We start from the raw sequence: 15,209 nt of genomic DNA on the forward strand, positions 1-15,209 counted from the left end.
TCGAAGTCTGCGATCCGCGGGTGAGCGCCGACATCGGACGACGGTCGCGAGCCGCCCCCGACTTTCGTCAGGTGCGGCGGCGGGTGTGGCGGGTCGGGACCGCGGCCGCCGGGTCCTCCGGCCACGGGTGCTTCGGGTAGCGGCCGCGCAGGTCGGCGCGCACGGCCGGGTAGCCGGACGTCCAGAACGACGCGAGGTCGGCGGTGATCGCGGCCGGGCGGCCGGCCGGGGAGAGCAGGTGCAGCACCACCGGGACGCCGGCGAGCACCGGGGTTTCGGTCCAGCCGAACGTCTCCTGCAGCTTGACGGCCAGCACCGGCTGGTCACCGCGGTAGTCGACGCGGATGTGCGAGCCCGACGGCACTTCGAGCCGGTCCGGGGCGAGGTCGTCCAGCTTCGCCGCCTCCGGCCAGGGGAGCAGCGCCTTCAGCGCGGTGCCGGCGTTGATGTTCGCCAGGTCGGCCTTCCGGCGCGCGGTGCCGAGGTCCAGCCAGCTGTCCACATCGGACAGCAGCGCGGCGTCGTCCACCGGCGGCCACGGCGGCCCGAGGACGCGGTGCAGGAACGCCATCCGCTCCCGCAGCCGGGTCGCGTCCTGGCTCCACTTGAGGAGGCCGAGGCCCTCGGTGCGCAACCCGGTGACGAGGGCATCGTGCACGTCCGCGTTCTTGAGCGGCTTCTCGGACAGGACGATGGCGCCGAGCCTGCGCACCCGCCGGGCGACGACGTCGCCGTCCCAGCTCACTTCATCCACTTCGGACACCGAGCCGGCCTTGACGGCGAGGGCTTCGTCGGCGGCCGCGGCGAGGCGGATGGTGCCGTGGACGCGGCCGGGGTCGCGGGTGGCTTCGGCGACGGCCAGCCACTCGGCGTCGAGGCCGCTGCCGGGCGGGAGTTCGGCGGCGGTGCCGCCGGCCATCAGGTAGACGGGCGCGCCACCGGGCCGCCGCCGGGCGAGCCGCTCGGGGTGCGCGAGGGCGACGACCAGCGCGGGATCGGGGCGGTGGCCGCCGGACGCGGGAACGGAACTCGCGTGGTCGGAGCCGGATCTCTTGTGATCAGGGGCGGAACTCGCGTGATCGGAGCCGGAAGTCGTGTGGTCGAGGGCGGAGCTCGCGTGATCGGGTGCGGATCTCGCGTGGCCGAGGGCGGATCTCGCGTGATCGGGGGCGGAACTGCCGGTGGACGGGGAGCGGGTGGTCCGGTTGCGGGACACCAGACCCTCCAGTCGCTGGACCTCGCGCTTCCAGCGCCGCGAACCCTCGTCCGCCGCCGAGCGGAGGCGGCGCAGCTCCGCGGCCACGTCCGTCAGCGTCGCGCCCGCGTCCAGCAGCGCCACTACCTCCGCCGCGTTGCGGGCGCCGACCTCCGAAGAACCGTCCAGCAGTGCGCGGGCCAGGCGCGGGTGTAGGCCGAGCTCCGCCATCCGCCGTCCGCGCGGGGTGACCGTGCCGTCCGCGGCCGTCGCGCCCAGCGTCACCAGCAACGCCCGGCCGGCCGCCAGCGCGCCTTCGCCCGGCGGGTCCCACCAGGCCAGCCCGCTGCCGTCCGGGGTCGACCAGCACGCCAGTTCCAGTGCCAGCCGGGCGAGCTCGGCCGTGCGGATCTCCGGCTCGGGGTACGCCGGCAGCGTCGCCTGCTCGTGCTCGGCCCAGCAGCGGTACGCCCGCCCCGGCGCCTCCCGGCCCGCGCGGCCGGACCGCTGCGCGGCCACCGCCGCCGAAACGCGCACCGTCGCCAGGCCCGGCAGCCCGCGCCGGTGGTCGACGCGCGGCACGCGCGCCAGGCCCGAGTCCACCACCGCGCGCACCCCCGGCACCGTCAGGCTCGACTCCGCCACGGCCGTCGCCAGCACCACCCGCCGCCGCGAACGCGGCCGCAGCGCGTCGTCCTGGTGCGCCGCCGACAACCGGCCGTGCAACGGGAGGACGTCCACATCGGACAGACGCAGCAATCCCGAAGTGCGGGCGATCTCGCCCGCGCCGGGGAGGAAGGCCAGCACGTCGCCGTCGCCCGAAGACAACGCCGTCCGCACCGCCCGCGCGACACACGCCTCGACGCGCTCGCCGCGGGCCGGCGGGACGTAGGAGAACTCGACCGGGAAGGTCCGCGCCGTCGCCGTCACCACCGGGGCGTCGCCGAGCAGGGCCGCCAGGCGTCCGGACGCGACCGTCGCCGACGTCGCCAGCAGCCGCAGGTCCTCGCGCAGCCCGGCGCGGACGTCCAGGAGCAGCGCCAGCAGCAGGTCGGCGTCCAGGTGCCGCTCGTGGCACTCGTCGAGCAGCACCGTCGAGACGCCCGGCAGCTCGGGGTCGCCCTGCACGCGCCGCACCAGCAGCCCGGACGTCACCACCTCGATGCGGGTTCGCGCGGACACCTTCCGGTCGCCGCGCACGGCGTACCCGACGGTCTCGCCGACCGGTTCCCCGAGGATCGCCGCCATCCGCGCGGCCGCCGCGCGCGCCGCCAGCCGCCGCGGCTCGGCGACCACCACCCGGCCCTCGGCCGCCGACGCCAGGGCGAGCGGGACCAGCGTCGTCTTCCCCGTGCCGGGCGGCGCGACGAGCACCGCGGCGCCGCGCCTCTCCAGCGCGGCGACGACGTCGGGCAGCACGGACCGGACCGGCAGGTCGGGCAGCTTCACTTCTCGGTGACCTCGGGGGGTGGGGGCAGCTGGTAGCCGGACGGGCCGATGTTCGCGTTGAGCGAGCGCAGCCATTCGCCCGAGGAGATCATCTTCCGGATCGCGTCGTCGACCGCGGCGACGCCCTGGGTGTCGCCCTTGCGCAGGCCGACGCCGTAGTTCTCCTTCGAGAACGGCTTCCCGACGATCTTCAGCAGCTCCGGGTCGCGGGCGACGTAGCCGGCCAGGATCGCCGCGTCCGTGGTCACCGCGTCGATCTGCCCGGCGAGCAGCGCGGTCACGCAGTCGGAGTACCGCGGGTACTCGACCAGCTGGACGGCCTGGGCGAACTTGTCCTTCACCTGCTGCGCCGGCGTCGACCCGGTGACCGAGCACAGCCGCCGCCCGTTGAGCGCCTCCGGCCCGGAGATGTCGGCCGACGTCTTCCGCACCAGCAGGTCCTGCCCGGTGGTGAAGTACGGGCCGGCGAACGCCACGACCTCCTTGCGCTTGCCGGTGATCGAATAGCTCGCCACGACCAGGTCGACGGCGCCGGAGGTGAGGTCCGTCTCCCGCGTGGCCGACGTCGTCTCGCGCCACGTGATGTCCTTCGCCGCGACGCCGAGCTCGCTCGCGACGAAAGTCGCGACATCGACGTCGAACCCGACGAACCGGCCGTCGATCGTGTGTTCCGAGAGCCCCGGTGCGTCGAACCGGATGCCGATGGTCAGGTGATCCGCGGCACTCGCCCGGGTGACGAGCGAGTCGGTGGGCGACACCCGCGCCGGACCGCACGCCGACACCGTGACCAGCAGCAACGCCGAGCCGAGGAGCATGCGCCACCGCATCCGGCCGCTCCCTCCGCCTCACGTTGTTCTCAGGTCCCCCCGTTAGCCTAAGTGCGTGGTGCGACCGTCCCAACCCGTGCTGAACACCGTCGGCACGCTCGCCCGGCTCGGGCTGGCGGCCGTCTGGCTCGTTTCCGGTGCGCTCAAGCTGGCGGATCCCGGCCAGACGCTGATCGCCGTGCAGGCGTACCAGGTGCTGCCGGACGCACTCGCGAACGTGGTGGCCATCGCGCTGCCGCTCGTGGAACTCGTGCTCGGCCTGCTGCTGCTCGCGGGCCTGGCGACCCGGTGGGCCGCGGCGGCCGCGCTGGGGCTGCTCGTGGTGCTCATCGCGGGGATCGCCCAGTCGTGGGCCCGCGGGCTGAGCATCGACTGCGGGTGTTTCGGCGGCGGCGGTCAGGTGGCGGCGGGGCAGACCGAGTACCCGCAGGAGATCCTCCGCGACACGGGGTTCGCGCTGCTCGCCGTCTGGCTGGTGGTGCGGCCGCGCACGTGGCTGTCGCTCGACGGCTGGCTGGCGCGAGGTCGCGGGAACTCGGGCGAACCCGAACCCGACTACTCGGGTATCGCGGAAGGGAACTGATACACAGTGGGTGGAGCTGAACGGACCGCGCGGAAGCGCCGTCAGGCGGCGCAGGCCGGTTCGAACGTGGTCGCGCAGGCCAGGGGAGCCTCCGGCGACCGGCGCAAGTGGATCATCGGGATCGGTGCCGTGGTCGTCGTGGCCGCGCTCGTGATCGGCGGCGTGATCTGGACGATCGCCGACCGGAACAGCACCGAGGGCCAGATCATCGACGCCGGCAAGACGAGCTCGCTGGCGGGCGACGTCACGCAGAAGCGCGACGGCGTCGTCGTCACCGTGGGCAAGGCGGGTGCCAAGGCGTCGATCGACGTCTACGCCGACTTCCTCTGCCCGATCTGCGGCGAGTTCGAGAAGCAGTACAAGAGCCAGATCGAGCAGGCGATCAACGACGGCAAGCTGCAGGTGCGCTACCACATGGTGCCGCTGCTCAACCAGCGCTCCAGCCCGCCGGGCTACTCGCTCGACTCGGCGAACGCGGCGCTCGCCGCGGCCGACGCGGGCAAGTTCCTGCAGTTCCACGACGCGCTGTTCGCCAACCAGCCCGAGGAGGGCAAGCGCGGCTACGACAAGGCGCAGCTGATCGAGCTCGGCAAGAACGTCGGCATCACCGACCCGGCGTTCGCCCGGACGGTCAACGCCGGCACCTACGACGAGCAGCTGAACTCGGCGTTCCAGCAGATCGAGAACGACCCGAAGCTGGCGCAGGACTTCGGTGGCGGGCAGTCCGGGTTCGGCACGCCGACGGTCACCGCGAACGGGGCGATCGTGTCCTGGCAGGACCCGAGCTGGCTCGCGAAGGTGACCGGCTGACTCCCGGCAATTCGCCCACCCGGGTACGGACCGTCGACTAGGCTGGATCCCTGAGCAGGGGAACCGGGGGTGTAGCGCGCACGTCGCACCTGTCGGTGACAGGGAGGACCAGTGGACGGTTCGGGGTTTCACGTCGATGAGGGCGCGTACACGCGGTATGCGCGCGAAGTCGACCCGCTCGGCGAAGACGTCAAAGGCGCGGCCGAGAAGCACGTCGGCCCGCACGTGACGCTCGGCGGCCACGGCTTCTCGGAGATGGGCGGCGAGTCCGGCTTCTCCGGGGCCTACAGCGGCCGGATGCGCGCGCTGCAGGAGAAGATGCACCGCGTCGGCGGCAGCTGGCGGCAGGTCGGCGAAGCCGCCCGGCAGACCGACCGCAACTACGCGGCGGTCGAGGGCGAGCACGGCGACGTCATCCGGCGGCTGGGCGGCGATTCGTGACCGAGCACACCGACCAGCTCGTCCGCCACCACCTGGACACGACGAACCAGTTCGCGCAGAAGCTGCGCCACGACCCGGTCGCCATCAGCGGCGCGCGGGACGCGCACGTCGCCCTGCAGACGTCGGTGGGGCGCACCCGCGACGTCGCGTCGGAGCAGCGCGTCAACCTCGCTTCGGCCAGCTCGGGCTCGACGACCGACCGCGCCACGGCGACGTCGCAGAGCCTCGAACAGGAGGTCCAGGACCTCCTCGACGAAAGCGCCGAGATCGAGACGGCCGTCGCGGAGGCGGCCGAGACGCTGCACGTCGGCGAGATCAAGAACGACCAGGTCCGCGACCAGATCATCAAGGAGATCGCGGCGTCGATGAAGGCACTGGAAGCGGTGAAGACCATCCAGCCGCCGGAGAGCCGCGGCGCCGCTTCGCGCGACATCCTGATGAAGCTGCAGACGAAGATCAGCCAGCTCACCGGCCAGGCGGCCACGTTCAGCGAGCAGACGATCAACGACCTGACCGCGATCGGCACCCGGCTCGGCGGCGAAGAGCAGTCGACGTCGGCCTCTTCGGCCTCGCCCTCGACCAAGGTCGGGTCGTCGTTCAACAGCAACAGCGGGTACTCCGGCGGTTCGGACGGCGGCGGCGGAGGGGGCGGCGGTGGCGGGGGAGGCGGCGGCGGGGGCGCGGTGCACAAGCCGCGGCTGCCGGTCGCGATCCCGCCGCAGCCCGGCTCCGGCGTCGCGATCAACCTCCCCGGCGGCAAGCAGGTCATGGCGCCGAACGAGACGGCGGCCAAGGCGGTGCGCAACGCGCTCGCGCAGCTCGGCGTGCCGTACGTGTGGGGCGGCACCGCCCGCGGCGTCGGCCTCGACTGCAGCGGGCTGACCATGACCTCCTACCAGGACGCCGGCCTGCAGCTGCCGCGGACGGCGGCGCAGCAGACGGTCGGGGCCGAGGTGCCGTCGATCGACCAGCTGCTGCCGGGCGACCTCGTCGTGTGGTCCGGCCACGTGGCGATGGTGATCGGCGACGGCCAGATGATCGAGGCGGGCGACCCGGTGCAGATCAGCAAGATCCGCACCACCAACGCGGGACAGTCGTTCATCGGTTTCTACCGGCCCACGGGGTGATTTGCTGTGTCTGACTTCGACGTCGACCTGGCGGCGGCGCGGATCGCCGAGCAGGCATCGCGGGCGGGCGAGGAGGTGTCCGCGCGCCTGGCCCGCTCGGGTCCAGTGGTGGGCAAGGCTTCGTCCGACGGCATCGAGGTCCAGGTGGCGCCGGGCGGGCTGCTGACCGGGCTGACGATCCACCGCTCGGTGCTGCGGCAGGGCTCGGCCGTGCTCGCCGACCGGATCTTCGAGCTGGCCCAGCGCGCGACCCGGCGGGCGGGCGACCGGATGTACCACGCCCTGTCGTCCGCGGTTCCCCCGGAACAGCTGGAAACGCTGGGCTACGAGCCGATCCCGGACGACGACCCGGACGCCGAGACGTATTCGTACGAAGGGGGGCGGCGGTGATCACGACGCGCGAGCTGATCGCGCAGGCCCGGGCCCGCGAAGAGGCCATGGCGCGAGTGGAGGAGCTGCTGGCGTCGGCGTCGGGGACAGCTCACGACCGGGACGGCCAGGTCGAAGTGACGGTCGATGCCCGCGGGAAGCTGCTGCGGTTGTGGCTGGCGCCGTCGGCGGTGGAGCTGGGCGAGGGGCTGGGGCCGCTGGTGGTGGAGATCGCCCAGGCGGCCATGCGCGAGGCGACGCAGGACGGGTACAACAAGGTGGCCTTGCTGGTGGGCGAGGACATGACCGCCATGATCGAGCGGATGACCGGGATGCCGGCGCCGGCCCGGGCGGAGGACGACGACCCGGGGATGACGGTCGAGGAGTTCCAGCGGTTGCGGGAGGAACGGCTGGGGGCTTCGCCCGCTGCTGCTTCTCCTGCCCCGAGCGTTGAGGACGAGGACGCTTATTGGGAGAGTTTCGACCCGGCTTCGCTGCGCTCGGATCGCTGAGCAGCCCCCGTTTTCCACGCTACCGGAGGGGGCCGACGATTTGAGCGCGAGCAGGGTGGTGTCCTGGCCGGGTTTCCACAACACCCGGGACCTCGGCGGGCTGCCGGCGACGTCCGGGAAGACGACCCGGTTCGGTGCCTTCTTCCGGGCGGCGGACCTGCGGTTCGTCACCGAGGCGGGGTGGGCGCAGGCGCGTGCCGCGGGGGTCCGCACCGTCGTCGACCTCCGGAACGCCGACGAGATCCGGCCCGCGGCCGAACCCCGGACCGCGCAGGCGGGTTCGGCGCAGTTCACCGCGGACACCGCCGGGCCGGCCACCCCGGCCGGGATCGAACGGCTCGAAGTCCCGCTCGACGACGTCGACGACCTCGCGTTCTGGCAGCACATCAACGGCGCCGGGCTCAACGGCACGCCGCTCTACTACCCGGTCTTCCTCCGGCGGAAGGCCGGCCGCTGCGCCGCGGTCGTCAAGGCGATGGCCCACGCCGATTCCGGCGTGCTGTTCCACTGCGGCATGGGCCGGGACCGCACGGGCCTGGTGGCGCTCCTGCTGCTCGCACTGGCCGGCGTCGAGCCCCGGGCGATCGCCGCCGACTACGCCCTGTCGGCCGAAGCCCTCGGGGATCTTGTCGCCGCGATGGGCGCCGACGACCAGGGGCCGGTCATCCGGGCCGCGCTCGCGAAGCACCGCACCACGGCCGAAGGGGCGGTGCTGGCGACGCTCGAGGAGTTCGACGTCGAGCGGTACCTGCTGGCCGCCGGCGTCACCGGCGGCGAACTGCGGGCCGTTCGCGCCCGGCTGGTGGGGTAGCGCGGTCCGGGCGGTCCCGGTGAGCGGTAACCGAGTTCGTTGAGAGGTCTGGACCAGCCGCGTATCGCTGTGTCTTAATCCAAGGCGTGAATTTTGGTCTCTCGACGAGGAGGACCCGGATGCGCCTCGGACGCAGGCTGGGCATCGGCGCGCTGGCCGTCGGGTTGCTGCTCGGCTCGGAAACCCCCGCGCTCGCCGGGAACGGCCCGGCCTACAAGGACTCCTGGCGCCCCGTCAAGGTGCGGGTGGCCGATCTGCTCTCGCGGATGTCGCTCGACGACAAGCTCGGCCAGATGATGCAGGCCGAACGGCTCGGGGTCGAAAGCCCGGCCGACGTCACCACCGGGCGGCTCGGCTCGCTGCTCTCCGGCGGCAGCTCGCAGCCCACCCCGAACACGCCCGTCACCTGGGCCGACATGTACGACGGCTTCCAGAAGGCCGCGCTCGCCACGCCTCTGGGCATTCCGCTCATCTACGGCGTCGACGCCGTCCACGGGCACAACGGCCTCTACGGTGCCACAGTCTTCCCGCACAACATCGGCCTCGGCGCGACCCGCGACCCGGAACTCGTGCAACGCATCGGCCGCGCCACCGCCGAAGAGGTCTCCGGCACCGGGATCGACTGGGACTTCGCGCCCTGCCTGTGCGTCGCGCGCAACGATCGCTGGGGCCGGACCTACGAGTCCTTCGGCGAGGTCCCGCAGCTCGCCACGCAGATGACGTCGATCATCACCGGGCTGCAGGGCACCAAGCTCGACCGGCCCGGCTCAGTGCTCGCCACCGCCAAGCACTACGTCGGCGACGGCGGCACCACCGGCGGCGTCAACGAAGGCAACACCGAAATCAGCGAGCAGGAACTGCGCGCGATCCACCTGCCGCCGTTCCGGGCCGCCGTCCGGCGCGGGGTCGGGTCGGTGATGATCTCCTACAGCAGCTGGAACGGCGTCAAGATGCACGCCGGCTCGTACCTGATCAACGACGTCCTCAAGAAGGAGCTCGGCTTCACCGGGATCGTCGTCTCCGACTACAACGGCGTCGACAAGATCGACGGCAAGAGCGGGTTCACCCCCGACGAGGTCGAGGCCGCCATCAACGCCGGTATCGACATGGTGATGGTGCCCTTCGAGTGGCAGAAGTTCATCGACACGCTGCGGACGCTCGTCGAGCAGGGCCGCGTGCCGCTGAGCCGGATCGACGACGCCAACCGGCGCATCCTGACCAAGAAGTTCGAGCTCGGCCTGTTCGAGCACCCGCTGACCGACCGGCGGTTCCTGGCCACCATCGGCAGCAAGCCGCACCGCGACCTCGCCCGGCAGGCCGTGTGCGAATCCCAGGTGCTGCTCAAGAACGAGAATCACGTGCTGCCGCTTTCGCGGCGCAGCAAGATCTTCGTGGCCGGCAAGAGCGCGGACGACATCGGCAACCAGTCCGGCGGCTGGACCGTCGGCTGGCAGGGCACCAGCGGGCCCGTCATCCCCGGCACCACCATCCTGCAGGGCATCCGGAACAGCTCGGGCCAGGTGACCTACGCTAAGGACGGCACCGGGATCGACCGCAGCTACGACGTCGCCGTCGCGGTCGTGGGGGAGACGCCGTACGCCGAAGGCAAGGGCGACCGGCCGCAGGGGATGGGGCTGGACGCCACCGACCTCGCCACGCTGCAGAAGCTCAAGGACTCCGGCGTGCCGACCGTGGTCGTGCTCGTCTCCGGACGCCCGCTCGACATCGCCGCGCAGCTGCCGGACTGGGCCGGGCTCGTCGAGTCGTGGCTGCCGGGCAGCGAAGGGCAGGGCGTCGCCGATGTGCTCTTCGGCGACTACAACCCGACCGGCAAGCTGCCGGTGACCTGGATGCGCAGCGCCGACCAGCAGCCGATCAACGCCGGTGACGGCAAGCCCGCACTGTTCCCGTTCGGGTTCGGCCTGCGGTACCCGCACCGCCCCTGGTGATTTCCGTCCCCCACCGGAAAGGTCCGCCCATGAGATCCCGCCGTCCGCTGATCCGGATCCTGGCGTTCTTCGCCGCCTGCCTGGGGCTTTCGCTCGGTGCCCCGGCGGTGCAGGCCGCGACGCCGTTCAAGGTCCTGGCCTTCTACAGCGGCACCTACGACGCCGCGCACATCAGTTTCGAAAAGGAGGCCAACGTCTGGTTCCCCCAGCAGGCGTCGGCCAACGGCTTCACCTACACCGCGACGACCGACTGGAACCGGCTTACGAGCCTGACGAAGTCCACGGCCGACGTCGTGCTGTTCCTCGACGACCAGCCGCAGTCGGCTGCCCAGTTCCAGGGTTTCCAGAACTACATGGCCGGCGGCGGCGGGTTCTTCGGCTTCCACGTCACCGCCTACAACGACAGCTCGACGCCGTCGTATGCGAACTGGTTCCACAACGACTTCCTCGGCACCGGCCGGTTCACCTCGAACACGTGGGGCCCGACGCCGGAGACGCTGAAGATCGAGAACCGCACGCACCCGTCGACGGTGAACCTGCCGGCGACGATCCGGTCGTCGACGTCGGAGTGGTACGCCTGGCAGAACGACCTGCGCCAGAACGCCAACATCTCGATCCTGGCGTCGATGGACTCCTCGACGTTCCCGATCGGCACCGACCCGAACCAGACCTGGTACAGCGGCTACTACCCGATCGCGTGGACGAACAAGAACTACAAGATGCTCTACGCCAACTTCGGCCACAACGCGATGAACTACGACACGAACACCGCGCTGTCGTCGACGTTCGAGAGCGCCGACCAGAACCGGTTCGTGCTCGACGGCCTGAAGTGGCTCGGCGGCGGTTCGACCGGGCCGACCGACCCGGGCACGATCGACCCTGCGGCCTGGTACGCGGTGACGAACAAGGCGTCCGGCAAGTGCGTCGACGCCCGCGCGGCGGGCAGTGCGAACGGCACGGTGATCCAGCAGTACACGTGCAACGGCACCACGGCCCAGCAGTACCAGTTCGCCCCGACCAGCGGCGGCTACGACCGGATCAACAACCGGACGAACGCCGCCCAGGTCATCGACGTGACCGACGTGTCGACGGCCGACAACGCCGGCCTGCAGCTGTGGTCCTACAGCGGCGGGAACAACCAGCAGTGGCAGCCGGTGTCGGAAGGCAGCGGTTACTACCACTTCGTCGTCCGCCACACGGGCAAGTGCCTGACCGTGCCGGGCTCGTCCACCGCGGACAGCGTCCAGCTGGTCCAGGCGGCCTGCAACGGCAGCGCCGCTCAGTCGTTCAAGGTCGCCTAGCGGGAACCGTGAGGGGCCACCTCCCGGGTGGCCCCTCACGGATCTCAGTCGCGCTCGATGAGGTGGCCCACCACGTCCGGGCCCGGGTGGGCGTGGCCCGAGCCGTCGCGGCGGACGTCGATCTCCGGGAGCTCCACCGGGTCGCCGTTGCGGGCCGCGCCTGCCGGGCGGGGGCCGATCCAGGCCACTCGCAACGCCGTCTCACCCTTGAGGAACCTCTGGGCCCGCACGCCGCCCGTCGCGCGGCCCTTGGCCGGGTACTCGCTGAACGGGGTCACCTTCACGCTCTGGCCCGTCGCCGTGATCACCAGGGGCTCGCCGTGCTCGTCGTCGTCCGTGCGGACCGCTCCGAAGAACACCACCGAGCCCGCGCCCACGTTCATGCCCGCCATGCCGCCGCCCTTGAGGCCCTGGGGGCGGACCAGCGAGGCCGCGTACTTCAGCAGTGACGCCTCCGACGACACGAACGCCAGCGTCTCCGAGCCGTCCGTCAGCCACGTGGCGCCGACGACCTCGTCGCCGTCCTTCAGCGAGATCACTTCGAACTCGTCCGAGCGGACCGGCCACTCCGGCGAACAGATCTTCACGACACCCGCCCGGGTGCCCAGCGCCAGGCCCGGGGAGCCCGCCGCCTGCTCGCCCAGCGGGGCGATGCCGATCACCGTCTCGCCCTTCTCCAACGGCACCAGCTCGCGAGCCGCCATCCCGCCGCGCAGCGAGACCGTGCCCGCCTGCTCGGGCAGCACCGGCAGCGGCAGCACGTCCGTCTTGAATGCGCGGCCGCGGCTGGTCACCAGCAGCACCTGCCCGCGCGCGGTCGTGTGGACCACGGCGGCCACGGCGTCGTGCTTCACGCGGCCGTTGCGGCGGCGCGTCTCGGTCGCCTCTTCGGACTCGGCAGCGGTGCGCGCCACCAGCCCGGTCGCCGAGAGGATCACCTGGCAGGGGTCGTCCGCGACTTCGAGGGGCCCGGACGGCTTCGACGCGGCCAGGACCTCCTTCAGGTCGCCGTCGATCAGGGCGGTGCGGCGCTCGGTCGGGAAGTCCTTCGCGATCTTCGCCAGCTCCGCAGAAACGAGCTTCTTCAGCACCGACTCGTCGTCGAGGATCTTGGACAGCTCCGCGATCTCCTCGCGCAGCCGCTCCTGCTCCGACTCGAGTTCGAGGCGGTCGTACTTCGTGAGCCGGCGCAGCGGGGTGTCGAGGATGTAGGTCGCCTGGATTTCCGAGAGCTTGAAGCGCGTCATCAGGCCGTCCTTCGCCGCCTGCGCGTTCTCGCTTTCGCGGATCAGCCGGATCACCTTGTCGATGTTCAGCAGGGCGATCAGCAGGCCGTCGACCAGGTGCAGCCGCTCCTCGCGCTTGCGGCGGCGGTACTTCGTGCGCCGGGTGACGACGTCGTAGCGGTGCCGGAGGAAGACCTCGAGGAGTTCCTTCAGGCCCAGGGTCTGCGGCTGGCCGTCGACGAGGACCAGGTTGTTGATGCCGAACGACTGCTCCAGCGGCGTCAGCCGGTAGAGGTCGGCCAGCAGGGCCTGCGGGTTGACGCCGACCTTGCACTCGATGACCAGCCGGGTGCCGTTCTCGCGGTCGGTGAGGTCCTTGACGTCGGCGATGCCGGTGAGCCGCTTGGACTTGTTGACCTCGTCGGTGATCTTCTCGATCACCTTCTCCGGGCCGACGCCGTAGGGCAGCTCGGTGACGGTGATCGCCTGCCGCCCGCGGCTGCCTTCCAGGGGCCCGGTTTCGACGTTCGCGCGCATCCGGACCACGCCGCGGCCGGTCTCGTAGGCGCGGCGGACCTCGTCCAGGCCCAGCAGCTTGCCGCCGGTGGGCAGATCCGGGCCGGGGACGAACTCCATCAGCTTGTCGAGCGTCGCCGACGGGTGCGTGATCAGCCACCGCGCCGCGGCGATGACCTCGCCGAGGTTGTGCGGGATCATGTTCGTCGCCATCCCGACCGCGATCCCGGACGTGCCGTTGACCAGCAGGTTCGGGAACGCGGCGGGCAGCACGGACGGCTCTTCGAGCGAGCCGTCGTAGTTGGGCCGGAAGTCGACGGTGTCTTCGCCGAGCTCGCCGACCAGCTGCATCGCCTCGGGCGACATGCGCGCTTCGGTGTTGTGGTTGACGAACCCGCCGGCCAGGAACGAGTGGTCATCCGTCGTGACGCGCACGGAATAGACCTCGGCCGGAGCCGCGGCCACCGCCTCGGTGACCTCTTCGAACCGGTACCCCGAGTCCATGATCGGCAGGATCGTGGCCAAGACCTCGGTGTCCTTGATCCGGTCGATGATCCGCAGCCGCTCGGTTTCCCAGCGCTCGATGCGATCGAAGTTGTGCTGGGTCAGCCACTTGCGCCCGCTGCCCCGTTTGTCGAACTCGAGCGCTCCGCGGACGTAGTCGGCCACGAACGGGACGTGATCCGAGCTGAGTCGGTGAGGGCGGCGGACCGACCGCTGGACGAGCTCCTGCAGCCTCGCCTGCTTGGTCTTCAGGAACCCGACCCGCTCGGCGAACGCGCGCACGTTGCGCAAGCCGGAGACGACCAGCCGGTGTTCCACCGAGCCGCTCGCCCGCGTGTAGCGCCGGTGAACTGCGATGACGCCGAACTCCGAGAGCAGTTCCTGCAGCTCCGCGGCCAGCCGCTCGCTGTAGGTGGTGTAGTCAACCGTGTAGGTCTCGCCATTCTTGCGACAACAGCCGTCACCTTCGAACGCTGCCATCAGGAAGGCGCGCTTGACCCCTGCGCCGCTGTTCCACACACACGCGGGAACGAACTTCTCGCGTGCTTGGTGACCGATCAACTCGGCCAGGGGGCTCGTGCGGAAGGCTTCCATGCGGGCTGGGCCCTGAACGGCGAGCTCGAAGATACGCTTCCGGTTCGGCTGAGAGGGCCGGGTGCGGACATACCGTTCACCGCGCACGACCTTGTCGTAGGCGTGCAGCACCTCTCCGAAGAAGTGCTCGTCCGAGTTTGCGAAGCCTGCGGAGTTCTCACTGGCGAAGCCCTCGGACGCCCAGGCGCCAGCAAGGACGCCGAGGTTGTACTCCCGGGCCGTCGGGATCACGTTCTTCCACGCGTTGCGGGCGAGGCACACGATCGTGCCCGGCTTCACCTCGTCCAGCTGCTTCCACTGGAACATCGGCACACCCATCGGCGCCTCGAGGCACAGCACAGGGTGGTTCTCGCTGCCTCGGATCGAGAAGCCCGATTTCGTGGTGACCCGGACCGTCGGGTGCACACCCGAGTTGAAGACCTTGTCGACCCGGACGGCCTTGCCGTCCTTGTCGAGGACCTCGAAGTCGGCGTCCGCCTCCGAATCGGCGGGCAGGTTGACGACATCGGCGATACGCGGGCTCGAGCCGTCGGCCAGGCGGATCCGGGTGTCGCCGGTCACACAGTAGCGACTGGCAGCCGGGCCGTCGTCGGGTGAACCGAAGTTGCCGTGGCCGTCGATCAGCGGGACGTTCAGCGAGAAGTCCTGGGCCAGCCGGACCATCGCGTCGTAGATCGCGACGTCACCGTGCGGGTGGTACTTGCCCATCACGTCACCGACCACGCGGGACGACTTCACGTACGCGTGCGTCGGGCGGTAGCCGTTCTCGTTCATCGAGTACAGGATCCGGCGGTGGACCGGCTTCAGCCCGTCCCGCGCGTCCGGGAGGGCGCGCGAGTGGATGACCGAGTACGCGTACTCCAGGTAGGAGTCTTCGATCTCGGTCTTCAGCGAGTTGTCGAAGACGTGCGCACCCGGGGAGTCGAACGCGCTGGGATCGACCTTGGTGGTGGTGCCCTTGCGGCGTGCCACGGCAGAACTCCTTGGTAGCTGAG

Annotated in this window: 11 protein-coding genes and 3 pseudogenes; 9 read left to right on the forward strand and 5 right to left on the reverse strand. The window is 71.0% G+C overall.

The genetic code is table 11. From position 1 onward, the window contains the following. Nucleotides 1–67: 67 nt before the first annotated feature. Complete coding sequence (locus tag ABZX11_RS35760; protein WP_354921648.1) at nt 68–2,644, reverse strand: ATP-dependent helicase C-terminal domain-containing protein; 2,577 nt, start codon at nt 2,642–2,644, stop codon at nt 68–70. Next, nucleotides 2,641–3,471 carry a glutamate ABC transporter substrate-binding protein gene (locus ABZX11_RS35765; protein ID WP_354921651.1) on the reverse strand — a complete coding sequence of 277 codons (831 nt, stop codon included), beginning with the start codon at nt 3,469–3,471 and terminating at the stop codon, nt 2,641–2,643. Before ABZX11_RS35765 ends, ABZX11_RS35760 begins: the two co-directional genes overlap by 4 nt. 76 nt (nt 3,472–3,547) lie before the next feature. Between ABZX11_RS35765 and ABZX11_RS35770 the strand changes: the two genes are divergently transcribed. The 9 genes from ABZX11_RS35770 (at nt 3,548) to ABZX11_RS35810 (ending at nt 11,374) form a co-directional block, all read left to right on the forward strand. Further along, entirely contained in the window at nt 3,548–4,054 is a 507-nt protein-coding gene (locus tag ABZX11_RS35770) for a MauE/DoxX family redox-associated membrane protein (protein ID WP_354921799.1), read from the forward strand. Between the two features lie 66 nt (nt 4,055–4,120). Continuing rightward, nucleotides 4,121–4,864: a thioredoxin domain-containing protein gene (locus ABZX11_RS35775; protein ID WP_354921802.1), complete on the forward strand. Its 744-nt coding sequence runs from the start codon at nt 4,121–4,123 to the stop codon at nt 4,862–4,864. 111 nt (nt 4,865–4,975) lie between these two features. Beyond that, entirely contained in the window at nt 4,976–5,305 is a 330-nt protein-coding gene (locus ABZX11_RS35780; protein WP_354921653.1) for a hypothetical protein, read from the forward strand. Then, nucleotides 5,302–6,432 (forward strand): NlpC/P60 family protein, encoded by a 1,131-nt coding sequence (locus ABZX11_RS35785; RefSeq protein ID WP_354921656.1) that lies wholly within the window; start codon nt 5,302–5,304, stop codon nt 6,430–6,432. Before ABZX11_RS35780 ends, ABZX11_RS35785 begins: the two co-directional genes overlap by 4 nt. A gap of 6 nt (nt 6,433–6,438) precedes the next feature. Then, the gene (locus ABZX11_RS35790) at nt 6,439–6,822 is read left to right on the forward strand and encodes a YbaB/EbfC family DNA-binding protein (RefSeq protein WP_176172772.1); all 384 of its coding nucleotides are present in this window, start codon (nt 6,439–6,441) and stop codon (nt 6,820–6,822) included. Then, nucleotides 6,819–7,313: a YbaB/EbfC family nucleoid-associated protein gene (locus ABZX11_RS35795; protein ID WP_176172771.1), complete on the forward strand. Its 495-nt coding sequence runs from the start codon at nt 6,819–6,821 to the stop codon at nt 7,311–7,313. The genes ABZX11_RS35790 and ABZX11_RS35795 overlap by 4 nt, the downstream gene beginning before the upstream one ends. Before the next feature lie 58 nt (nt 7,314–7,371). Beyond that, nucleotides 7,372–8,124: a tyrosine-protein phosphatase gene (locus ABZX11_RS35800; RefSeq protein ID WP_176172770.1), complete on the forward strand. Its 753-nt coding sequence runs from the start codon at nt 7,372–7,374 to the stop codon at nt 8,122–8,124. A 119-nt stretch (nt 8,125–8,243) separates the two neighbouring features. Beyond that, nucleotides 8,244–10,073 carry a glycoside hydrolase family 3 N-terminal domain-containing protein gene (locus tag ABZX11_RS35805; protein ID WP_354921661.1) on the forward strand — a complete coding sequence of 610 codons (1,830 nt, stop codon included), beginning with the start codon at nt 8,244–8,246 and terminating at the stop codon, nt 10,071–10,073. A 29-nt stretch (nt 10,074–10,102) separates the two neighbouring features. Then, the gene (locus ABZX11_RS35810) at nt 10,103–11,374 is read left to right on the forward strand and encodes an RICIN domain-containing protein (protein WP_354921664.1); all 1,272 of its coding nucleotides are present in this window, start codon (nt 10,103–10,105) and stop codon (nt 11,372–11,374) included. A gap of 44 nt (nt 11,375–11,418) precedes the next feature. Here ABZX11_RS35810 and ABZX11_RS35815 read toward each other — a convergent pair. From ABZX11_RS35815 to ABZX11_RS35825, 3 pseudogenes are all read right to left on the reverse strand, one after another. Continuing rightward, nucleotides 11,419–13,494 (reverse strand): annotated as a pseudogene (locus ABZX11_RS35815) (DNA gyrase subunit A); the annotation flags it as partial. Nucleotides 13,495–13,887: 393 nt separating this feature from the next. Next, a pseudogene (locus ABZX11_RS35820) lies at nt 13,888–14,775 on the reverse strand (LAGLIDADG family homing endonuclease); the annotation flags it as partial. Nucleotides 14,776–14,778: 3 nt separating this feature from the next. Next, nucleotides 14,779–15,186, reverse strand: a pseudogene (locus ABZX11_RS35825) (DNA gyrase subunit A); the annotation flags it as partial. Nucleotides 15,187–15,209: the final 23 nt, after the last annotated feature.

This window comes from Amycolatopsis sp. NPDC004169 (genome assembly GCF_040610315.1).
Classification (GTDB): Bacteria; Actinomycetota; Actinomycetes; order Mycobacteriales; family Pseudonocardiaceae; genus Amycolatopsis.